Here is a 22042-nt window from a genome sequence, read left to right as displayed (position 1 = left end):
AAACTGCTTTTACTTGCAGCTTGAAGCTTGCCGCTTGTAGCTGGATCAGCTAATCAAAATACCGAAACGTACTCACCCAGTTCGACTTGCACGGACTTGATGCGGGTGAAGTTATTGAGAGAGCTGATCCCGTTCTCACGACCCACACCCGACTGCTTGTAGCCGCCGACCGGCATCTTCGCGTCGGACTCGCCCCAGGCGTTGATCCAGCAGATACCGGCTTCCAGTTGATGAATCACGCGGTGAGCGCGGTTCAGGTCCTTGGTGACAACACCAGCGGCCAGGCCGAAGTCGGTGTCGTTGGCACGACGGATCACTTCTTCTTCGGTTTCGTAAGTCAGGATTGCCATCACCGGGCCGAAGATTTCTTCGCGCACGATGGTCATCTCGTCGGTGCAGTCGGTGAACACGGTCGGGGCCACGAATGCGCCTTTGGCGAATTCGCCATCGGTCAGACGACCGCCGCCGCACAGCACGCGAGCGCCTTCTTCCTTGCCTTTGGCGATGTAGCCCAGCACGCTTTCCATGTGGGCGAAGCTGACCAGAGGACCGAAGTTGGTGTTCTCGTCTTCCGGGTTGCCGACGCGGATGCGCGCAACGCGCTCAACGATCTTGGCTTCGAACGTAGCTTTCAGGTGGCTCGGTACGAACACGCGAGTACCGTTGGTGCAGACCTGGCCGGAGCTGTAGAAGTTGGCCATCATCGCGGTGTCGGCGGCGCGATCGAGGTCGGCGTCGTCGAAAATGATCAGCGGGGATTTGCCGCCCAGTTCCATGGTCACGTCTTTCAGTGACGAGGCAGAGGCGCTGGCCATGACTTTCTTGCCAGTGTCGGTGCCGCCGGTGAAGGAGATTTTTTCGATGCGTGGGTGCTCGGTCAACCAGGTGCCGACTTCACGGCCGCTGCCGGTCAGTACGTTGAACACGCCGGCTGGCAAGCCTGCTTCGGTGTAGATCTCGGCCAGTTTCAGCGTGGTCAGGGACGTGACTTCGCTTGGCTTGAAGATCATCGCGTTACCGGCCGCCAGGGCCGGTGCGGATTTCCACAGGGCGATCTGGATCGGGTAGTTCCACGCGCCGATACCGGCGACGACGCCCAACGGCTCGCGACGGGTGTAGACGAACGAGGTGGTGCGCAGGGGAATCTGCTCGCCTTCGATGGCCGGGACCAGACCTGCGTAGTACTCCAGCACGTCAGCGCCGGTGACGATGTCGACGTACTTGGTTTCGGAAAACGACTTGCCGGTGTCCAGGGTTTCCAGGGCGGCCAGTTCATCGTTGCGCTCGCGCAGGATGTCGACGGCTCGACGCAGGATGCGCGAACGCTCCATCGCGGTCATCGCGGCCCAGACCTTCTGGCCCTTTTCGGCGCTGACCACCGCGCGTTCAACGTCTTCTTTGGTCGCGCGTTGTACGGTTGCGAGGACTTCACCGTTAGCCGGGTTGATGGCTTCGAAAGTGGCGTCGCTGCTGGCGTCGGAGTAACCGCCATCGATGTAGAGTTTTTGCAGTTCGAAACGGGCCATAAAGTCCTCGCAAGTGCATAAGTGGTTGGCGTTGACCACTGGACGTGCCGTGTTGCGCTGGCACGCTGGTCAGTGGCGGTTCGGGGGTTGAGCGTTCTGTGTGTGCTCTAACTCACCCGCTTGGCCAGTTGGAAATCCATGTATTCGTAAGCGATCTGTTGCGCCTGCTCGGTGTCGAAAGCATCTCCCGACAACGCGCCGCGCAACCACAAACCGTCAATGAGAGCCGCCAGGCCGCGGGCCGCACTGCGCGCATCATCGAGCGGCAATACACGGCGGAACTGGCAACACAGGTTGGAATACAGACGGTGATCGTTGATCCGCTGCAACCTGTGCAAAGACGGCTGGTGCATGCTGGTGGCCCAGAAGGCCAGCCAGGTTTTCATTGCCGGTCCATTGACCTGGCTGGCGTCGAAGTTGCCTTCGATGATCACCTGCAGATGTGCCCGTGGGCTTTCATCTGTCAGCGCTTGGCGGCGCAGGGTGACGTTCTCGCTGAGGACACTCATCAGGTACCGCATCGTGGCGGCGATCAGACCGTTCTTGTCCTGAAAGTAATGACTGATGATGCCATTCGAGACACCGGCCAAACGGGCGATCAGCGCAATGCTGGCGTCCCCCATGCCGACTTGATCGACGGCCAGCAATGTGGCTTCGATCAGTTGCTGGCGGCGGATGGGTTGCATACCGACCTTGGGCATCTTGCACATCTCCTTAGGCCTTCCGGTGGACGTCAAACGGCTACCGGATTGAGGGCCAGTCTATTTTGTTTTGATTGAACGTTCAATCAACAAAGAATAAGATCTGCGACAAATCGTCGCTGCCTACAGGTTTTTCCTACGCGCAGTGGCGGAAAAAACGACTTCCGAAATTGCTCGAAACCCACGCGCTCTGGCGCTCCCGGGGTTTCGGGCTTTTTTCGGGGTGTCTTTATATCACCCGCCGGTCGGCTGCCCACTAACCGATTGGTCGGGTAACGCGTTGCCTTGTGTTCTTCTCTCGCACTGCCTGGAGCATCTGTGCCATGAGTTCTGCCTCTCTTATAAAGACCCCACCCGATAAGGTGACGGTCAACGGTTGGGTGTTCTACACCTCTACCGCGCTGATCCTGTTGTTGACCGCCATTCTGATCATCGCCCCGCAAGAGGCCGGCAGATTGCTCGGTATTGCCCAGGCCTGGTTGTCCCGCAGCTTCGGCTGGTACTACATGGTGGTGATCGCCGCGTACCTGGTGTTTGTGGTGGGCCTGGCGTTTTCGTCCTACGGCAAACTGAAACTGGGCAGCAAGGACGACACCCCGGACTTCAGCTACGGCGCCTGGGCGGGGATGCTGTTCTCGTCGGGTATCGGCATCTCGCTGCTGTACTTCGGTGCTTCCGAACCGCTGGACCACTACTTCAATCCGCCCGAAGGCGTGGCCGCCAGCAACATGGCCGCCCGTCAGGCCGTTCAGCTGACGTTCCTGCACTGGGGCCTGCATGGCTGGGCGATCTACGCATTGGTCGGTCTGGCCGTTGCCTACTTTGCCTACCGTCACAACCAGCCGCTCGCGTTGCGTTCTGCGTTGTACCCGCTGGTGGGCGAGCGCTGGGTCAAAGGCGCGGCTGGTCATGCGGTGGATGGCTTTGGCATGTTCGTGACCCTGCTGGGTCTGGTGACGAACCTGGGGATTGGTTCGCTGCAAGTGTCCTCGGGCCTCGAAAACCTGTTCGGCATGGAACACAGCAACACCAACCTGCTGATCGTGATCATCGTGATGAGCACCGTGGCGACCATCGCTGCCGTGTCCGGTGTGGAAAACGGTATTCGCCGTCTGTCCAACCTGAACATCGTGCTGTTCAGCGGTTTGCTGATTTTCGTCCTGCTGTTCGGCCCGACACTGCACCTGCTCAACGGCTTCGTGCAGAACATCGGGGATTACCTGAACGGCGTGGTGCTGAAGACCTTCGACCTGTATGTGTACGAAGGCGACAGTGAGAAGTCCGATCGCTGGTTGGGGCTGTGGACCCTGTTCTACTGGGCCTGGTGGATTTCCTGGGCGCCATTCGTGGGCATGTTCATCGCGCGTATTTCCCGTGGTCGCACGGTGCGTGAACTGGTGGCTGGCGTGCTGCTGATTCCGCTGGGCTTCACTCTGGCGTGGCTGTCGATCTTCGGTAACTCGGCCCTGGACCTGGTGATGAACCATGGGGCGGTGGAGCTCGGGAAGACGGCGCTCGAACAGCCGTCGATGGCGATCTACCAGTTGCTTGAGCATTACCCGGCGTCGAAGGTTGTGATCGGCGTGTCGATCTTTGTCGGTTTCGTGCTGTTCCTGACCCCGGCGGATTCCGGCGCGGTGATGATGGCCAACCTTTCGTGCAAGGGCGGCAATGTCGACGAAGATGCGCCGCACTGGCTGCGGATCTTCTGGTCGGCGGTGATCACGCTGGTGACCATCGGCCTGCTGTTCGCCGGTAACTTCGAAGCCATGCAAACCATGGTGGTGCTGGCCGGTCTGCCGTTCTCGGTGGTGCTGGTGTTCTTCATGTTCGGCTTGCACAAGGCCATGCGCCAGGACGTGCAGATCGAGCAGGAGCAAGCGGAGTTGGCGGCGCGTGGTCGTCGTGGTTTCAGCGAGCGTCTGACTCAGCTGGACCTGCAACCGAACCAGTCGATTGTTCAGCGTTTCATGGACAAGCAAGTCAGCCCGGCGCTGGAAGATGCGGCGGTGCAATTGCGTGGTCAGGGTCTGGATGTGCAGACATTGCTGGGCAAGTCGAAGCGCTGCATGGGCGTGCGGATCGAGATGGAAGAGGGCAACCCTTTTGTCTACGAAGTGAGCCTGGACGGCTATCTGGCGGCGGCGAGTGACACCGCGTCTGCGGAAAGCGCTGATGAACCGCGCGCACGCTACTACCGCGCCGAGGTGTACCTGCACAACGGTAGCCAGGATTACGACTTGATGGGCTTCACCCAGGATCAGATCACCCGTGACGTGCTCGATCAGTTTGAAAGCCATCGGCAACTCCTTGGCCGTGTCTATAGCTAGGTCTTGATTGAACGCGGTGTTTCAGTCTGAAACACCGCGTTATCTTCTTCGCGAGCAAGCCCGCTCCCACATTGGATTTGTGAACGACGCAGATCAAATGTGGGAGCGGGCTTGCTCGCGAAGGGGCCATCAGCTTCACAACTGCTGCCCCCGATATTCCGATAAACAAAAACGCCGCGATCCTCTCGCGGCGTTTTTGTGTCTGTTGCCTTACCCCAGATTCTTGCCGAGCAGCGCGTGATACAACTCGCTGTCCCCGAGAATCCCGACCACTTTGTTGTTGTCGTGCAACACCAGTTTGTTGCCTGTCTGGTAACGAATCTGCAGCGCATCGCGCATGCCGATGTTCGAGTCCACCAGCGTCGGCCGACGCCCCAGACCTTCCACCGCTTGCCCTGGAATCCAGTTCTGCAGGTCCAGGCTCGCGCCGTTCTGGCGGGCGCCCTTGATGGTGTTGCCTTCAGCCAGGTCCAGCCACGAATCGCCGCCCGGATCGAGGCACACCGAACCGTTGATGCGCTTGCAGTTGTCCAGCGTGCGCATCAGGCTGCGGCCGCACAACACGTTCAGCGGGTTAGTGTGCGCGACGAAGGTCCGCACGTAGTCATCCGCCGGGTTCAGCACGATTTCTTCCGGCTTGCTGTACTGGATGATCCTACCGTCTTTCATGATCGCGATGCGGCTGCCGAGCTTCAGGGCTTCATCGAGGTCGTGGCTCACGAATACGATGGTCTTGCTCAGCTTGCGTTGCAGTTCCAGCAATTCGTCTTGCAGGCCTTGGCGGATCAGCGGGTCGAGTGCCGAGAACGGTTCGTCCATCAGCAGGATGTCGGCGTCCATCGCCAGGGCGCGGGCCAGGCCCACACGTTGCTGCATACCACCGGACAGCTCGTTGGGTTTCTTGTTGCGCCATTGGGTCAGGCCCACCAGCTCAAGCTTGTCGTCCACCAGTTTGCGGCGTTCCTTCTCGGGACGACCCTGCATCTCCAGGCCGAAACTGATGTTTTCACGAACGGTTAACCAAGGCATCAGGGCGAACTTCTGAAACACCATCGCAATGCGCTTGGTGCGCATCATTTTCAGTTCTGCCGGGGTGCACGAGGCGATGTCGATCTGCTTGCCTTCGTGCTCGACAAACAGCTTGCCACGGCTGACGGTGTTGAGGCCGTTGATGCAGCGCAGCAGGCTGGACTTGCCGGAGCCGGACAGGCCCATCAGTACGCAGATTTCACCTTTTTCGACGTCCAGGCTGGCCTTTTCCACACCAACGATCTGCCCGGTCTTTTTCAGGATCTCGTTACGGGTCATGCCTTGATCCAGCAGCTTGAGTGCCTCGCGTGGATCTTTGGAGAAGATTACGTCGACGTTATCGAAGCGAATAATGCTCATGCGTCACCCCCTACTTTGGCGTCGGGTTGTTTGCAGATACGGTCGAGCATGATCGCCAGCAATACGATCGCCAGGCCCGCTTCGAAGCCCAGGGCGATATCAGCAGTGTTCAGTGCGTTGACCACGGGTTTGCCCAGGCCGTCGGCGCCTACCAGTGCCGCGATCACCACCATCGACAGCGACAGCATGATGCACTGGGTAATGCCGGCCGCGATGCTTGGCATGGCGTGGGGCAATTCAATCCGTGAGAGCAGTTGACGTCGCGAGCAGCCAAAGGCCTTGCCAGCGTCCATCAATTCTTCCGGAACATCGCGAATGCCCAGGTAGGTCAGGCGGATAGGCGCGGCAATCGCGAACACTACCGTCGAGATCAAGCCCGGGACCACACCCAGACCGAAGAGGGTCAGGGTAGGAATGAGGTACACGAACGTCGGTACGGTCTGCATCAGATCGAGCACCGGACGCATCAGTGTGTAGAACATCGGTTTGTGCGCGGCGACGATGCCCAACGGCACGCCGATGACCACGCAGACCAGGGTGGCGAACAGCACCTGGGCGAGGGTTTCCATGGTTTCCTGCCAGTACCCCAAGTTGAGGATCAGCAGGAAGGAGGCGATGACGAAGACCGTCAGTCCCCACTTGCGTTGAATGAAGTGTGCCAGTAGCGCGATGAGGCCGATCAATGCCAGCGGGTTGAACCAGGTCAGCGCAAAAGTCACGCCGTGGATCATCGTTTCCAGTGTCACGGCGATTGCGTCGAAGGTGTTGGCGCCGTGTTGCGTCAACCATTCAACGAAGCCCGCGATGTACTGGCCTAAAGGGATTTTCTGATCAATCAGCATGGTAGTGAACGTCCGCATGCAAGGAAATAAACAGCCCGGACGGCCGAAGCCGTCCGGCGTAAGCGATTACTGCGCGAGCTTGGCTTTCACGGCTTCCAGGCCAGGTTTACCGTCAATGGTGGTCACGCCAGCGAGCCAGGTATCGAGGACCTGTGGATTCTTTTTGAGCCAGGCCTTGGCGGCCGCGTCAGGCTTCATCTTGTCGTCCAGGATGTTGCCCATCAGAGAGCTTTCCATGTCGACGTTGAATTCCAGGTTCTTCAGCAGTTGGCCGACGTTGCTGCATTCCTGGGTGTAACCCTTGCGGGTGTTGGTTGCCACGGTGGCGGCGCCGAAGTCGGGGCCGAAGAAGTCGTCACCACCGGTGAGGTACTGGATCTTGAAGCGCTTGTTCATCGGGTGCGGCGCCCAGCCGAGGAAGACCACGGCGGTGTCGCGCTTCTGCGCGCGATCGACCTGCGACAACATGCCGGCTTCGCTGGACTCGACCACTTTGAAACCAGCGTCTTTAAGGCCGAAGGCGTTCTTGTCGATCATACTCTGGATCAGGCGGTTACCGTCGTTACCAGGTTCAATGCCGTAGATCTTGCCGTCGAGCTCTTTCTTGAATTTGGCGATGTCGGCGAAGTCATGCAGCCCTTTGTCGTACAGCGCTTGCGGCACGGCGAGGGTGTACTTGGCGCCGGTCAGGTTGGTGCGCACCACGTCGACGGTGCCGGCATCACGGTAAGCCTTGATGTCGTTTTCCATGGTCGGCATCCAGTTACCCAGGAAGACGTCCATGTTCTTGCCGTCGGCCAGGGACTTGTAGGTCACCGGCACGGAAATCATCGTGGTTTTGGTCTTGTAGCCGAGGGCGTCGAGCACGACGCTGGTGGTAGCGGTTGTCGCGGTAATGTCGGTCCAGCCGACATCGGAGAAGTTTACGGTACTGCACTGAGCGGGTTCTGCAGCTTGAGCCAGTAACGGCAGACTCAGCATGGCGGCCAACAACAACGACGGGGAACCTTTCATGGATGGACTCCTTGGTGTTTTTTTTGGCAGTGTTCCGACTGGACCACCGCACTTATAGGTTGCGGTTGGATGGCGTTTTGGAGACAGCTCTACCACGGCGCCTTGCAATCGAGTCGATACGATCATGTACCAGTGAAAATCTGACGCCTACAGGGGGCGTCGTATCCAGTACAGGGATGGTCGCATCCAGTGTCGGTGACGTCGTTTACAGCTTTTTTCGGCTCTCTTTCCCCCTCTGATCCGCTAAAAAACGGCGAAAACATTGCGTCACCGCCCTGCGGCGTTAGTGGGCATGAGTGCGTCGGTGTGAGACGTCGAACGACATGACAAAAGCCTGATGATGCGGCCATCTCGGCGGATTGCAGCTTGAGCGTAGCAGCTCCGCCACTGGGCGCCTTTGCGTCTGGAGTCGGCACATCCAGGAGTTCGGCAGTAATGGCTATCAGCGTTTTCGACCTGTTCAAAATCGGCATCGGCCCTTCCAGTTCACACACCGTGGGGCCTATGCGGGCCGCCGCGCTGTTTGTCGAGTCGCTACGGGACAAGCATCTACTTGAGCAGGTGCGACGGGTCGAAGTTCAACTTTATGGTTCGTTGTCGGCCACCGGCATCGGTCACGGCAGCGACAATGCGGTGATCATGGGCCTGATGGGCGAGTGGCCGGATGCGATCGATCCGTCGCAAATCGGCATCCGCATCGAAACCCTGCGCGAAACCCACACGTTGTTGCTCGACGGTCGCTTGTCGGTGCCTTTTGTCTGGGCCCGCGACATGCGCCTGATCGACGAAAACCTGCCGTTCCACCCCAATGCCATGACCCTGATCGTCGAAGGCGATCACGGTGAAATACATCGCGACACCTACTATTCCGTCGGCGGTGGTTTTGTCGTGGATGAGGCCCAGGCGTCCAGCGGCGTGGTCGATCTGGACCGCACCGAGTTGCCGTACGATTTCTCCAGCGCCGTCGAATTGTTGAGCCTGTGCCAGACGCACAACCTGCGCGTGGCTGAATTGATGATGGCCAACGAGAAGGTCTGGCGCAGCGAAGAAGAAATCCGCGCCGGCCTGATGAAGTTGTGGCGCGCCATGCAGGATTGCGTCGACCAGGGCCTCAAGCACGAAGGCATCCTTCCCGGCGGACTGAATGTGCGCCGTCGTGCGGCGAAGTTGCACCGCAGTCTGCAGGAGCTGGGCAAACCCAACGTGATCGGCTCGACCTTGAGTGCCATGGAGTGGGTCAACCTGTTCGCCCTGGCGGTCAACGAAGAGAACGCCGCCGGCGGGCGCATGGTCACGGCGCCGACCAACGGCGCGGCGGGGATCATTCCGGCGGTGTTGCACTACTTTATGAAGTTCAGCGAGGCGGTGACGGAGGCCAACGTGGTCGACTATTTCCTCAGCGCCGCAGCGGTGGGAATTCTGTGCAAAAAAAACGCCTCGATCTCCGGCGCCGAAGTCGGTTGCCAGGGCGAAGTGGGTTCGGCCTGCGCGATGGCGGCAGCGGGGCTGGCGGAGATTCTCGGTGCAACGCCGGAGCAGTTGTGCAATGCGGCGGAAATCGGCCTGGAACACAACCTCGGCCTGACCTGCGACCCGGTGGGCGGGCTGGTGCAAGTGCCGTGCATCGAGCGCAATGCGATTGCGGCGGTGAAAGCGATCAACGCGGCGCAGATGGCGCTGCGTGGGGATGGTCAGCACTTTATCTCGCTGGACCGGGTGATCCGCACCATGCGCGATACCGGCGCCGATATGCATGACAAATATAAAGAGACATCGCGGGGTGGGTTGGCGGTTAGCGCGGTGGAGTGTTGAATCAGTAGGGTCGAGTTGTCTGCTTCGCGAGCAAGCCCGCTCCCACATTTGATCTCTGCTGTACACAAAACCATGTTCACTGGAGATCTAATGTGGGAGCGGGCTTGCTCGCGAAGAGGCCAGACCAGTCAAAACTGCGCGCTAAATGAACACCCGATCCCAAACGCGCCACCTTTTAGCGCGTCGCTTACAGATAAGCCCCTTTACCAAACACAGGGATCCAAACCGCCCCTGACCACTCGTCACCCGTGCTTGCGGTGACACTCTCTCCCGGCACCTCGCAGCCCTGTTCCCACAAGTGCTACCGATTTGCTCACGCCCAGCAGGACAGGGCGTCTATCGCCGATAATGGCACTTATATCCACCCGTCGCCGCGCGGCTTATGTAGACATGCCGCGACGTCGTTTTCAGGAGTTATTGAACGCGCATTCAATTTTAGGCATGGCAATTGCTCTGTCATTACAAAGCCCGTCTCCCACGCGAGAACGATGGCAATAACAAGAGCCTCCGCCTGAGGCCATCACCCGCTTTGTGTGAGGAGATACCGCGATGACGACGTCCAACTCCGGGGCCCAACCCCAGAACCGTGCGCCTCAATCCATCGGCTTTCTGCTGTTGGACAATTTCACGCTTATTTCTCTGGCCTCCGCAGTGGAACCCCTGCGCATGGCCAATCAATTGTCCGGCCGCGAGCTGTATCGCTGGTCCACACTCACCGTCGATGGCGGCCAGGTCTGGGCCAGTGACGGCCTGCAGATAACCCCCGACTGCTCCATGCACAAAGCCCCGCCACTGGACACCATCATCGTCTGCGGCGGTATCGGCATCCAGCGCACCGTTACCCGTGAACACGTGTCATGGCTGCAAAGCCAGGCGCGTCAGTCCCGTCGCCTCGGCGCGGTCTGCACCGGCAGCTGGGCCCTGGCCTGCGCCGGCCTGCTGGACGGTTTCGATTGCAGCGTGCACTGGGAATGCCTGGCCTCGATGCAGGAAGCGTTCCCGCGTGTGGCCATGAGCACCCGCTTGTTCACCCTCGACCGTAACCGTTTCACCAGCTCCGGCGGCACCGCGCCACTGGACATGATGCTGCACCTGATCAGTCGCGATCACGGCCGTGAACTGTCCGCCGCGATCTCGGAAATGTTTGTCTACGAACGTATCCGCAACGAGCAGGATCACCAGCGCGTGCCACTCAAGCACATGCTTGGGACCAACCAGCCGAAGTTGCAGGAAATCGTCGCGCTGATGGAAGCCAACCTCGAAGAGCCGATCGACCTCGACGAACTGGCGGTGTACGTCGCCGTTTCGCGTCGACAGCTTGAGCGCCTGTTCCAGAAATACCTGCACTGCTCGCCGTCGCGCTACTACCTGAAGCTGCGCCTGATCCGCGCCCGGCAGTTGCTCAAGCAAACGCCGATGTCGATCATCGAAGTGGCGTCGGTGTGCGGTTTCGTGTCCACGCCGCACTTCTCCAAGTGCTACCGCGAATACTTCGGCATTCCGCCGCGTGACGAGCGCGTAGGCTCCAACACCACGCAACAGGTGGCGATGATGCCGCTGCCGCAAGCGCTGGTGCTGTCGCCGTTGTCCGGGCCGTTGTCGGCGTTGAGTCAGGCGCGCAACGAGTCGACGTTCGCTAGCGTACGGCTCTAGACCATTGTGGCGAGGGGGCTTGTCGGGACGCCGCATGGCCCCGTTCGGCTGCGCAGCAGTCGTAAAGCTTTTAGGGCCGCTTCGCGACCCAACGGGGGCAAGCCCCCTCGCCACAGGTCAGGTTCGGGAGCTCTGCTGATACTCCGCCAACGCTGGCAGCAATTGCTTGTCGATCGCCTGACGCACCGCCGGCAGGATGGTCGCGCTGCTGGTGTACATATCCTTGACCATCTTGCGCAGTTCATATGCCCGGGCATCGTCCAATCCCCTTACCGCACACTCGCAAGCCTGTTCGGCTGTGGCACCGCTCGGCACTTGAAAACCCAACGACTTCAGCTGGCCCAACAGGTCTTCCTGGTCGATCAAATCAGCGTACATCATGACGCAATCCTTCTTCAGGGAACGGTGTCTTGGCTCGATTCTGGTAGGGGGACGAAGTGGCGGCAAGGGCGATTTGTCGCAATGGCCGCAATACCTATGAACAGGTCGTTTTCGGCTAACTTGTGAATCAAGGGAGTGGGCACACTGGACTCAGCTGGCAACACGAAGGTTTGGTCACCCTCGCGCAACGGCTCCTCAACAGTACCCTCCTCAGCTCCGATCCTGTCACGGCTTGATCGGGGTTTTTTTTGCCTGTGATTCAGGGATATTTGAGGTGCATTGACTGACGCCTTCGCGAGCAAGTCGAATCGTCGCACCGCCGCTCCCACATTCAACCGGGTTTTATCAGGAGAATGCGGTCGAATGTGGGAGCGGCGGTGCGACGATTCGACTTGCTCGCGAAGAACGATGACGCGGTCTAGCGTTGCAACACCAGGATCCGCGACAACAACTCATCACGGTCTACATAGCACCCCTGAAAATGCCGGGCGCCACTGGCAGGATCAAACGCATTGCGCGCATGCAGCGTACGGCGGTTATCAAAACACCACAGCTCACCCGGATTCAGCCGCGTCATCAGCCGAAACCGCGCTTCCCGAGTCATCGCGATGAACCGCCGGTAAGCGTGATACAGCCTGGGCATTTGCTCCACTGACGCATCAAACGGCCCGCGCAGGAAATTCGCCATGCGGATTTCCGACACCTGCCCGCGTGCATCCAGCGCGATGATCGGCGCCAGGCAACGGTAGTCGCTGTGACGGTCCTTGTTGCGGAATTCCACGGGGATTTCACAGAGGCTTTTAAACGCCTCCGGATCTTCACTGCGCAAGGCATCGGCGATGGCAAAACCGTCGACGAAAATACTCTCGCCACCGTCGGCGTCATTGACCAGGCAATGCAGGAATTGCAGGCCAGGTTGCAGCTCCCGGGTCGGCAGATCGCTGTGCAACGGCAGGTTGAAAGCGGTGTAGGCATTGCTGTCGGCATCGGCCTTGGATTGCACGTTGAACAGCACGCCGAAATTGCTCTCGCGGATAAAGGAGATCCGCTGGGCGATCAATTTCAGCGAGCCCGGCTCAGTGGGGACGCCGCGCACTTGAGTCAGGCCGATATCGCGCACTGCCAGCAGCCATTGCAGCAGGGCGTCGTTGTCATTCATCAGGGCCTTGTATTCGAACACCGGCAGCTGCAAATCCTGCTGCCAAAGCCTGGCCTTGGGTTTACGCGCCTCGCGTTCGGCACGGGACTCATCGTCATACGCATGGGCACGCAGCCAGCCGGGGTCGAAGCGGCTGAGATGACCGTCCTGCCAATCGATGCAGAGACAACCTTCAGCATCGACGCGTGAATCGGTGGGCGACAGGGTTTCGGCGACATCGACGATTTCCAGCACTTGCTCGCGGGTCACGGTATAGACGCATTGCGGGCACGGGCAGTTGTCGCGCAACCACTGATGATGAAAGGGGCTGACACGACCGTCCGCCCAGTTCACTTGAATTCGGTCCGCCAGGGTGTGCACGGCGGTCAACGCGCTGATCAACGGGTAGGTACGGAAGTCGGCAAAAGCGGCGGCGGTGTTCAATGGCGATCTCCTTGTTATTTTTTTGGAGGTAAAGCGATCACTCGACCAATGTACTCGGGGGTGGGCAAGTCAGTCTGTTCGGCGACGATGGCTTGCAGCTTACTGAGCGACAGTTCGCTGAATGGCGCGGATCGCGGCCCGGCGAGGTCGACGTGCAGCAACATTTGCTCGTTGCCGGCCAACTCCTTGTCGTCACCGACCAGATGCAGGCTGTGGTAGAGGTGCAGGCGCTTGCTGTCGTGGCCAATGATTTGCGTGTGCACTTCGACGTCAGCGTCGAGCTTCACTTCGTGCAGGTAATTGAGGTGCAGTTCGAGGGTGAACAGTGAGTGACCGCTGGCTTCGCGGTTGTTGCTGTCGAGCCCTAAGCGATCCATCAGCGCGTCGGTGGCGTAGCTGAAGATCAGCAGGTAGAAGGCGTCGCGCAGGTGGCCGTTGTAGTCGACCCAGTCGGGGATGATGCGGGTTTGGTAGGTGGTGAGGGTGGGCATGATGTCTGTTCCAGAATTAAGGGTGACTGGACCGTCGTCTTCGCGAGCAAGCCCGCTCCCACAGGGGATTTGTGGTGTGAACAATGTCTATTTCACAACGCAGAACCAATGTGGGAGCGGGCTTGCTCGCGAAGGGGCCAGACCTGCTGATGGGTTATTCGCTGAAGGCCATCCCATGCTTCTCTTTGGTGGTCTTCACCGCCTCCAGCACCGCCAGCAGGCAATCATCACGATAGCGCTCCAGCGCCGAAATGCTGTGCGTCCCCAGCTGATCAGTGGTGCCATCCACCACGTCATCGATCAATTTGTCGGTCAGCTCTGGCGCTGGTAAATAGGTCCAGGGCAATTGCAGGGCCGGCCCGAATTGCGCCATGAAGTGGCGCATCCCGGCATCACCGCCGGCCAGCGTGTAGGTCAGGAACGTGCCCATGAACGACCAGCGCAAACCCGCGCCAAAACGAATCGCGTCATCGATTTCACCGGTGGTCGCCACGCCGTCGTTCACCAGGTGCAGCGCCTCACGCCAGAGCGCTTCGAGCAAGCGGTCGGCGATAAAACCCGGGACTTCCTTGCGCACGTGGAGCGGACGCATCCCCAGGGATTCATACACTTTCATCGCCGCTTGAACAGCTTCCGGTGCGGTGTTTTTACCACCGACCACTTCCACCAGCGGCAGCAGGTACACCGGGTTGAACGGGTGGCCGACCACGCAGCGTTCCGGGTGGGTTGCGCTCTCGTAGAACTCGCTCGGCAACAGGCCCGAAGTACTTGAACCGATCAAGGCATTGGGCTTGGCGGCGGCGCTGATTTTGCTGTGCAGTTCCAGTTTCAGATCGAGGCGCTCGGGGGCGCTTTCCTGGATGAAATCGGCCTCGCGAACGCATTCTTCAATCGTCGCGACAAAGCGCAGGCGATCCTGAGAAGCGCCCGGCGCCAGGCCTTGTTTCTCCAGTGCGCCCCAGGCGTTGGCGACGCGTTTGCGCAGGACGGCCTCGGCACCGGGGGCCGGGTCCCAGGCGATCACGTCAAGGCCATGGGCGAGGGCGCGGGACACCCAACCGCTGCCGATGACACCGCTGCCCAGGGCTGCGAAGGTTTTGATTTCGGTGATAAAAGTCATGGCGACGTCCTGTAAGAATTAGGTGACCTAATGTGGGAGCGGGCTTGCTCGCGAAAGCGGAGTGTCAGTCGACAGAGATGTCGGATGTGACTGCCTCTTCGCGAGCAAGCCCGCTCCTACAGGTAATGTGTAGGTGTGGGTTAACCGCGCTTGGTCAGGCCCATTTTTGCCCGGCCTTCCGCCGGGGTCAGAACCCGGGCGCCGAGGCGGCTGAGGATTTCGCCGGCGCGTTCGACCAGTTGGCCGTTGGTCGCCAGTACACCCTTGTCCAGCCAGATGTTGTCTTCCAGCCCGACCCGCACGTTGCCGCCGAGCAGCACCGCTTGCGCCGCCATCGGCATCTGCATGCGGCCAATACCAAAGCCTGCCCACACAGCATTGGCCGGCAGGTTGTCGACCATGGCTTTCATGGTGGTGGTGTCGGCCGGGGCGCCCCACGGGATGCCCAGGCACAGCTGGAACAACGGGTCGTCGAGCAGGCCTTCCTTGATCAGCTGCTTGGCGAACCACAGGTGACCGGTGTCGAAGATTTCCAGCTCGGCTTTCACGCCCAGCTCTTGAATACGTTTGGCGCCGGCACGTAGTTGGGCCGGGGTGGACACGTAAATGGTGTCGCCATCGCCGAAATTCAGGGTGCCGCAATCGAGGGTGCAGATTTCCGGCAGCAGTTCTTCGACGTGCGCCAGACGGGTCAGCGGGCCGACCAGGTCGGTGTTCGGGCCGAACTCCATCGGGTTCTCGCCGGCGCCGATTTCCAGGTCACCGCCCATGCCGGCGGTGAGGTTGACGATGATGTCGACGTCGGCCTCGCGTATGCGCTCCATCACTTCACGGTACAACGCCACGTCGCGGCTGAACTTGCCGGTTTCGGGGTTGCGCACATGGCAGTGGACCACGGTGGCGCCAGCCTTGGCGGCTTCCACGGCGGCAGCGGCGATTTGTTTCGGGGTGACCGGCACGTGTGGGCTCTTGCTGGTCGTGTCGCCAGCACCGGTGAGTGCGCAGGTGATGATGACGTCGTGGTTCATTGGGCGGTTCCTTACAGGCGAGTGTTTTTCAGGAGAAAAGCCGGGCGTGGTGGTCCCGTTCGCAGCCCGCTCGGGCTGCGAATCGGTGGTTCGGTTCCAGGATTTATTTACTGGTCAGTTGCAGGTTTTCAGCCGCTGGTTTGCCATCGAAGGTGGTTACGCCTTCGAGCCAGCGCTGCTTGTCTTGCGGGTGATCTTTCAGCCATTGCCTGGCCGATTCGAAGGCGTCCTTGTGATCCAGCAGCGGCTGCATCATCCGGCTCTCGTCTTCGGCGGTGTAGGTCAGGTTGCTCAACAAGCGACCGATGTTCGGGCACTGTTCGGCGTATTTCGGCGCGGTGACGGTCCAGACCGTGGCCATGCCTTCGTTCGGGCCGAGGGCGTTGTCACTGCCGGTGAGGTAGGTCATCTTCACGTTGACGTTCATCGGGTGCGGCGCCCAGCCGAAGAACACCACGGCCTCGTTGCGGCGCACGGCGCGATCCACGGCGGCAAGCATGCCGGCTTCGCTGGACTCGACCAGCTGGAACTTGCCGAGGCCGAACTGGTTCTTGGCGATCATCGCCTTGATCTGGGTATTGGCGCCCGAGCCAGGCTCGATGCCGTAGATCTTGCCGCCCAGTTCCTTCTCGAACTTGGCGATGTCGGCGAAGGTTTTCAGGCCCTTGTCGGCGAGGTAGGTCGGTACGGCGAGGGTTGCGCGGGCGTCTTTGAGGCTTGGGGCTTGCAGCACTTTGACCTGGTTGCCATCGACGAACGGAGTGATGGTCTGGGTCATCAGCGGGTTCCAGTAACCGAGGAACAAGTCCAGGCGCTGGTCGCGGATCCCGGCGAAGATAATCTGCTGGGACGCGCTGGTTTGTTTGGTGTTGTAGCCGAGGCCATCGAGCAGGACCTGGGTCATGGCACTGGTGGCGATCACGTCGGTCCAGTTCACTACGCCCATGCGCACGTTCTGGCACGAGGCGGGTTCGGCGGCCATGACGCTGGCGCTCAGCAAAGCGGTACCACTGAGTGCAAGAACACAGCTGCTGATCAGTCGTTTCATCTCAGGTTCCTCGGCAGTTCGTTATTGTGGGTCCCGGAGTCTGATGCGCCGGTGATGCCAAGTTACGCAGCTAAAGGCCCGTGAAAGCGCACCACGGCGACCAGCTCTTGCACTGCAGCGACCTGTCCTCTTGAATGCCTGTCGCAAGTGGCGTATCAACGTCCACACGCTCCCCGCCCTCTCGTTACCCCAATCGAGTGCGCTCCATGTCCCAGGATTTCTACTTCTTGTTGATGCCGGGTTTCTCGGCGATTGGATTTATCTCGGCCATCGAGCCGCTGCGGGTCGCCAATCGCTTTCGCGGCGAGCTGTATCGCTGGCATGTATTGAGCGCCGACGGCGGGGCGGTACTGGCCAGCAACGGCATGTCGGTCAACGCCGACGCGGCGCTGGAACCGCTGAAGAAAGGCGCGACGCTATTGGTGGTCGCCGGTTTCGAACCGCTGAAATTCGCCACCCCGGCACTGGAGCACTGGTTGCGCCGTCTCGACAATGAAGGCGTGACCCTCGGCGCCATCGACACCGGCAGCTTCATCCTCGCCGAGGCCGGCCTGCTCGACGGCCATCGCCTGACGCTGCACTGGGAAGCCATCGACGCCTTCAAGGAATCGTATCCACAGCTGAGCGTCACCCAGGAGCTGTTCGAGATCGACCGCCGCCGCATCACTTCGGCCGGCGGCACCGCCTCCATCGACCTGATGCTCGACCTCATCGCCCAGGCCCACGGCCCGGAACTGGCGATCCAGGTCAGCGAACAATTCGTACTCGGCCGCATCCGCCCACGCAAAGACCACCAGCGCATGGAAGTCGCCACGCGCTATGGCATCAGCAACAAGAAGCTGGTTCATGTGATCGGCGAGATGGAACAACACAGCGAACCGCCGCTGACCACGCTGGAACTGGCGGAATCGATCAAGGTGACGCGGCGGCAACTGGAGCGATTGTTTCGCTTGCACCTGAACGACACGCCGAGCAATTTCTATCTGCGGTTGCGATTGGAAAAGGCCCGGCAGCTACTGCGTCAAACGGACATGAGCGTGCTGGAAGTGAGTATTGCGTGCGGGTTTGAATCGCCGTCGTATTTCACCCGTAGCTATCGGGCGAAGTTTGCGCGGTGCCCGCGGGAAGACCGCCGGCGTTTGGGGGATGGGCGAGAGCTGGTTTGAGCCAAACGCAAAACGAAGCGTGGAAGCGGGCTTGCTCGCGAAATCGGTCAGTCATTCAACATTGATGTTGGCTGACACAACGCCTTCGCGAGCAAGCCCGCTCCCACATTTGATCTGCGTTCGCTTCTATTTCTTCATCAGCATTGAGCATGCCGCTTTAAACGCTTCATGCTGATACTTGTTCAGCGTCGCCGGCGGTTCGAAATCATGCTTCTTGCTCTGCGCATTGATCGTCTGCGGCGACAGCAGCGTCACCTCGCAATTCTCCAGCAGCTGAAACACACCCTCGATCTTGAACGTGGTCGGCCCACCGGCGAACTCGCCTTTCTTGCTGCGCTTCTTGATCGCAATCCGATCGATTGAGTTCTCGCGCACAAACGACGCCACCTGAGCAGCAAAGACTTTGACGTTCGCCGCCTCATCGTCATCGTCGAGGGCGATTTTCTTTGTGTTGAGGGCGATATGGCTCAGGGTCGAACCGTCGAGGGAGGCCACGGCGATGATCGCTTCGCTGCCTTTGATTTCAATGCCGCAGATTTTCATTTCGATCCCTTTCCCGGTAGATGTTGTGCAGCTTACAGCTCAAAGAATAACCGTAATGGGGGCGCAAGAAGTCGGAAAGGTTTTTTAAGTTAAAATAAAAGATCAAATATTATCCGTTAATGGCAAATTATCATGTGTATGGACAATATATTATCCCCTGAGTGTTGGGTTTCTATCGCGCTGCTACACTTGCTCATATTCCTCTTGAGGTCGACCTGTGGCCCTTACCCATATTCTCTACTCCCCCGGAGAGATCGCTTTACAGATTGCCGGGAATGCCAAGCGCCTGAGACTCAGCAAGAACCTTTCGCGACGCACGCTCGCGCAAAAATCAGGTGTTCCCGAGTCGAATATCAAGCGCTTTGAAACGACCGGCAAGATCTCTCTGGATGGCTTGTTGCTCATTGCAATTTGCCTCGGGGCGGAAGAGCCGTTGACGAGTTTATTCGCCTCTACGCCGTCGCTGACACTCCAGGAACTGAAAAATTACGAAAGGGCTCGTGGCCGACAATGAAAATCGTCAACGCACTCAGCGTCATGCTTCAAGGTTCAAGAGTCGGCGAGTTGGTCGCGATTCCACGTCGGGGCGTGTTCTTTTCTTATGATCCGGGGTGGTTGGCGAAAGGCTTCAACCTTGCGCCGTTTCACATGGATTTCTCGATCAAGCCACAGAGCGCGGCTGATCCGCTGCTGTTCGACGGTCTGCACGGCGCGTTCAGTGATTCGTTGCCCGATGGTTGGGGACTGCTGCTCATGGATCGATTCTTTCGCAGTCAATTGGGCGTCGAGCGCCACGCAATCGGCCCGCTGGACCGCCTGGCATACATGGGTAATCGCAGTATGGGCGCGCTTGAATACGTGCCGATGTTCGAAACCGTTGAAGCAAACGAGGATCTCGACTTGGCTGCCCTCTTCGAGGCTTCACAAACGATATTTTCAGGCAGCACTGACGAGGTCATCAATTCTCTGCGACTGGCTGGCGGTTCCCCCGGTGGAGCAAGACCTAAAGCGGTGATCGGCCTTTCGCCGGACAAACATCGCGCCGTTTCGTCATTTGGCAAAATGCCCGTGGGTTTTGAGCACTGGTTAATCAAGTTTCGCTGTGAAGAGGAACATCGAGACAGTGGCGCCATTGAGCAGGTGTATGCGCTGATGGCCCATCGGGCAGGCATCGAAATTTCCGAATCGAAACTGTTTCAAGTAGAAACCACGAAGGGCACGGAGCAATTTTTCGCCACGAAACGCTTCGATCGGGAAGAAGGCACCAAGCGCCACATGCTTACCGCTGCGGCGATTCTATACGCGGACTTCCGGACGCCAAGCCTCGATTACAGTGATTTACTGCGAGCGACCTGGGCAATGACCAAGGACGCGGCAGAGGTCGAGAAAATGGCCCGATTAATGGTGTTCAACGCTCTCGCTCACAACCACGATGATCACGCAAAGAACTTCTCGTTTTTTGGCGAGAAGGATGGCTGGAAAATGGCGCCGGCCTACGACCTGACCTTTTCCAACACCGCCGGGCGCGGTAACGAACACACCACAGCATTCGCGGGAAGAGGCAAGCCCTCACGCAAGGCGCTGATTGAGGTGTGCAAACCCTTCAGTTTCCTTGCGCCGGAACGCTACATGGAACAAACGCTGGATGCTTTTTCCGGGTGGGATGCCTGTTGCGCCGATCTGGGCGTCGATAAAACGACGAAACAAAAACTGCTGGCCACGCTTGAGTCCGTATGGCGGGCGCTCTAACGCGTCATTCCTGCCCAATCGACTCCAAAAACTCCGACCGCTCATCACTCATCCGCGCCACGCAATCATTCTGCGCAATCGTGAACGCCTTGCTACCACTCGTCGCCGGAAACGCTTCAACCGCGCAATCCGCATCCCGGGTCTTCAGCCATTGCTGTTGGGCGGCTTTGAGTTTGGCGGTGATGTCGGCCAGTTGGGACGGGTTCTTGCCGTAGGCCGTTTGCATGCGTTCGGCCAGGCCCTGGTAGTTTTCTTTGAGCAGGTCTTCGGCGGTGGTTCGGCTGAAGGCCGAGCATTCGAGGGTCTGGACGTCGTTTTCGACTTTGTCGCAGGGGTTGTCGTCGGATTCTTCAGCGGCGTGTACGCCGGTCGCTATCAGTGCCAAAGCCAGGAAGATCGATTTCATTGCGTCGCCGCCCCAATCCAAAAGTGCATTCAGTAAAGCAGCGAATTCTGGCCCATGCGCAGACCCTTGAACAGGTGGGCAATGGTGCCCCGCGGCGACCCTTTGTCGCGGATTGACGCTTTCGGCAAACCCCCTGTCGTTTTTGCACCCGGCTGCCCCGTCCCTCAGGCATATGCTGGCCCCAAAGCGCCGGCACACGATTCGGCGCATGAATTGCCAATAGGGGACAGCCTGATGAGCCCAGCCGAATTGCACGCCGACAGTATCGTTATCGACGGGCTGATTATCGCCAAGTGGAACCGTGAACTGTTCGAAGACATGCGCAAGGGCGGTCTGACCGCAGCCAACTGCACCGTGTCGGTGTGGGAGGGCTTCCAGGCCACCGTCAATAACATCGCCGCCAGTCAGAAGCTGATTCGCGAGAACAGCGACCTGGTGATTCCGGTGCGCACCACCGCCGACATCCGTAAAGCCAAGGAGCAGGGCAAGACCGGCATCCTGTTCGGCTTCCAGAATGCTCACGCGTTTGAAGACCAGATCGGCTATGTCGAGGTGTTCAAGCAGCTCGGCGTCGGCATCGTGCAGATGTGCTACAACACCCAGAACCTGGTGGGCACCGGCTGCTACGAGCGCGATGGCGGCCTGTCGGGCTTCGGTCGCGAAATCGTTGCCGAGATGAACCGTGTGGGCGTCATGTGCGACCTGTCCCACGTTGGCTCGAAAACCTCCGAGGAAGTCATTCTCGAATCGAAGAAGCCGGTGTGCTACTCGCACTGCCTGCCGTCGGGTCTGAAAATCCACCCGCGCAACAAGTCCGACGAAGAACTGAAGTTCATCGCCGATCACGGCGGTTTCGTCGGCGTGACCATGTTCGCGCCGTTCCTGGCCAAAGGCATCGACTCGACCATCGACGACTACGCCGAGGCCATCGAATACACCATGAACATCGTCGGTGAAGACGCCATCGGCATCGGCACTGACTTCACCCAGGGCCATGGCCAGGACTTCTTCGAATACCTGACCCATGACAAAGGCTACGCCCGCCGCCTGACCAGCTTCGGCAAGATCATTAACCCGCTGGGCATCCGCACCGTCGGCGAGTTCCCGAACCTGACCGAAACCTTGCTCAAGCGCGGCCACTCCGAGCGCGTGGTGCGCAAGATCATGGGCGAGAACTGGGTGAACGTCCTCAAGGACGTCTGGGGCGAATAAGCCCCTTTCAAACACGATTCCTGTAGCAGCTGCCGAGGTACGAGGCTGC

Annotated in this window: 20 protein-coding genes; 7 read left to right on the top strand and 13 right to left on the bottom strand. The window is 59.4% G+C overall.

From position 1 onward, the window contains the following. Window positions 1–53 precede the first annotated feature (53 nt). Both betB and betI read right to left on the bottom strand, forming a co-directional pair. Window positions 54–1526: a betaine-aldehyde dehydrogenase gene (gene betB / locus BK660_RS19485; protein ID WP_123434664.1), complete on the bottom strand. Its 1473-nt coding sequence runs from the start codon at window positions 1524–1526 to the stop codon at window positions 54–56. Window positions 1527–1633: 107 nt separating this feature from the next. Continuing rightward, a complete protein-coding gene (betI, locus tag BK660_RS19480; RefSeq protein WP_123434663.1) occupies window positions 1634–2227 on the bottom strand; it encodes a transcriptional regulator BetI in 594 nt (197 codons plus the stop codon). Window positions 2228–2607: 380 nt separating this feature from the next. Here betI and BK660_RS19475 point away from each other — a divergent pair, with 380 nt between their 5' ends. After that, window positions 2608–4557, top strand: coding sequence for a BCCT family transporter (locus tag BK660_RS19475; protein WP_259698522.1), 1950 nt, complete (start codon window positions 2608–2610; stop codon window positions 4555–4557). 210 nt (window positions 4558–4767) lie between these two features. Here BK660_RS19475 and choV read toward each other — a convergent pair whose 3' ends face one another. The 3 genes from choV to BK660_RS19460 form a co-directional block, all read right to left on the bottom strand. Then, complete coding sequence (gene choV, locus BK660_RS19470; RefSeq protein WP_123434661.1) at window positions 4768–5946, bottom strand: choline ABC transporter ATP-binding protein; 1179 nt, start codon at window positions 5944–5946, stop codon at window positions 4768–4770. Further along, on the bottom strand, window positions 5943–6788 hold the full coding sequence (choW, locus tag BK660_RS19465; RefSeq protein ID WP_027926639.1) for a choline ABC transporter permease subunit: 846 nt from the start codon (window positions 6786–6788) through the stop codon (window positions 5943–5945). Before choW ends, choV begins: the two co-directional genes overlap by 4 nt. Before the next feature lie 66 nt (window positions 6789–6854). Beyond that, window positions 6855–7802 carry a choline ABC transporter substrate-binding protein gene (locus BK660_RS19460; RefSeq protein ID WP_123434660.1) on the bottom strand — a complete coding sequence of 316 codons (948 nt, stop codon included), beginning with the start codon at window positions 7800–7802 and terminating at the stop codon, window positions 6855–6857. Between the two features lie 435 nt (window positions 7803–8237). On the opposite strand from BK660_RS19460, the gene BK660_RS19455 reads away from it, so the two are divergent. Together BK660_RS19455 and gbdR are read left to right on the top strand one after the other, a co-directional pair. Continuing rightward, window positions 8238–9614 (top strand): L-serine ammonia-lyase, encoded by a 1377-nt coding sequence (locus BK660_RS19455; protein ID WP_123434659.1) that lies wholly within the window; start codon window positions 8238–8240, stop codon window positions 9612–9614. A gap of 549 nt (window positions 9615–10163) precedes the next feature. Next, window positions 10164–11267: a choline metabolism transcriptional regulator GbdR gene (gene gbdR, locus BK660_RS19450; protein WP_027926642.1), complete on the top strand. Its 1104-nt coding sequence runs from the start codon at window positions 10164–10166 to the stop codon at window positions 11265–11267. 117 nt (window positions 11268–11384) lie between these two features. Here gbdR and BK660_RS19445 read toward each other — a convergent pair whose 3' ends face one another. The 6 genes from BK660_RS19445 to choX all read right to left on the bottom strand — a co-directional run bounded on the left by BK660_RS19445 (window position 11385) and on the right by choX (window position 16917). Then, window positions 11385–11648 (bottom strand): hypothetical protein, encoded by a 264-nt coding sequence (locus tag BK660_RS19445; protein ID WP_123434658.1) that lies wholly within the window; start codon window positions 11646–11648, stop codon window positions 11385–11387. A 418-nt stretch (window positions 11649–12066) separates the two neighbouring features. Then, entirely contained in the window at window positions 12067–13230 is a 1164-nt protein-coding gene (locus BK660_RS19435) for a gamma-butyrobetaine dioxygenase (protein WP_123434657.1), read from the bottom strand. A gap of 14 nt (window positions 13231–13244) precedes the next feature. Next, entirely contained in the window at window positions 13245–13721 is a 477-nt protein-coding gene (locus tag BK660_RS19430) for a thioesterase family protein (protein ID WP_123434656.1), read from the bottom strand. Between the two features lie 154 nt (window positions 13722–13875). Further along, window positions 13876–14841: an L-carnitine dehydrogenase gene (locus BK660_RS19425; RefSeq protein ID WP_123434655.1), complete on the bottom strand. Its 966-nt coding sequence runs from the start codon at window positions 14839–14841 to the stop codon at window positions 13876–13878. 140 nt (window positions 14842–14981) lie between these two features. Continuing rightward, a complete protein-coding gene (cdhC, locus tag BK660_RS19420; RefSeq protein WP_123434654.1) occupies window positions 14982–15869 on the bottom strand; it encodes a 3-dehydrocarnitine:acetyl-CoA trimethylamine transferase CdhC in 888 nt (295 codons plus the stop codon). Window positions 15870–15972: 103 nt separating this feature from the next. Beyond that, window positions 15973–16917 (bottom strand): choline ABC transporter substrate-binding protein, encoded by a 945-nt coding sequence (choX, locus tag BK660_RS19415; protein WP_123434653.1) that lies wholly within the window; start codon window positions 16915–16917, stop codon window positions 15973–15975. Between the two features lie 206 nt (window positions 16918–17123). On the opposite strand from choX, the gene BK660_RS19410 reads away from it, so the two are divergent. Next, window positions 17124–18083, top strand: a complete 960-nt coding sequence (locus tag BK660_RS19410) for a GlxA family transcriptional regulator (protein ID WP_123434652.1) — start codon at window positions 17124–17126, stop codon at window positions 18081–18083. A 126-nt stretch (window positions 18084–18209) separates the two neighbouring features. Here the strand turns inward: BK660_RS19410 and BK660_RS19400 are convergent, their stop codons facing one another. After that, window positions 18210–18626: a DUF3010 family protein gene (locus BK660_RS19400; protein ID WP_123434650.1), complete on the bottom strand. Its 417-nt coding sequence runs from the start codon at window positions 18624–18626 to the stop codon at window positions 18210–18212. A gap of 217 nt (window positions 18627–18843) precedes the next feature. Here BK660_RS19400 and BK660_RS19395 point away from each other — a divergent pair, with 217 nt between their 5' ends. Both BK660_RS19395 and BK660_RS19390 read left to right on the top strand, forming a co-directional pair. Then, on the top strand, window positions 18844–19140 hold the full coding sequence (locus BK660_RS19395) for a helix-turn-helix domain-containing protein (RefSeq protein WP_123434649.1): 297 nt from the start codon (window positions 18844–18846) through the stop codon (window positions 19138–19140). Then, the gene (locus tag BK660_RS19390; protein ID WP_123434648.1) at window positions 19137–20375 is read left to right on the top strand and encodes a type II toxin-antitoxin system HipA family toxin; all 1239 of its coding nucleotides are present in this window, start codon (window positions 19137–19139) and stop codon (window positions 20373–20375) included. Before BK660_RS19395 ends, BK660_RS19390 begins: the two co-directional genes overlap by 4 nt. A gap of 4 nt (window positions 20376–20379) precedes the next feature. On the opposite strand, the gene BK660_RS19385 is transcribed toward BK660_RS19390, so the two are convergent. Next, window positions 20380–20781, bottom strand: a complete 402-nt coding sequence (locus tag BK660_RS19385) for a lysozyme inhibitor LprI family protein (RefSeq protein ID WP_123434912.1) — start codon at window positions 20779–20781, stop codon at window positions 20380–20382. A gap of 234 nt (window positions 20782–21015) precedes the next feature. Here BK660_RS19385 and BK660_RS19380 point away from each other — a divergent pair, with 234 nt between their 5' ends. Beyond that, a complete protein-coding gene (locus tag BK660_RS19380) occupies window positions 21016–21993 on the top strand; it encodes a dipeptidase (protein ID WP_008033250.1) in 978 nt (325 codons plus the stop codon). Window positions 21994–22042 lie beyond the last annotated feature (49 nt).

The sequence above is a fragment of the Pseudomonas brassicacearum genome, from assembly GCF_003732265.1.
Lineage (GTDB): Bacteria > Pseudomonadota > Gammaproteobacteria > Pseudomonadales > Pseudomonadaceae > Aquipseudomonas > Aquipseudomonas brassicacearum_D.
This window is presented reverse-complemented; position numbering and strand designations above follow the sequence as displayed.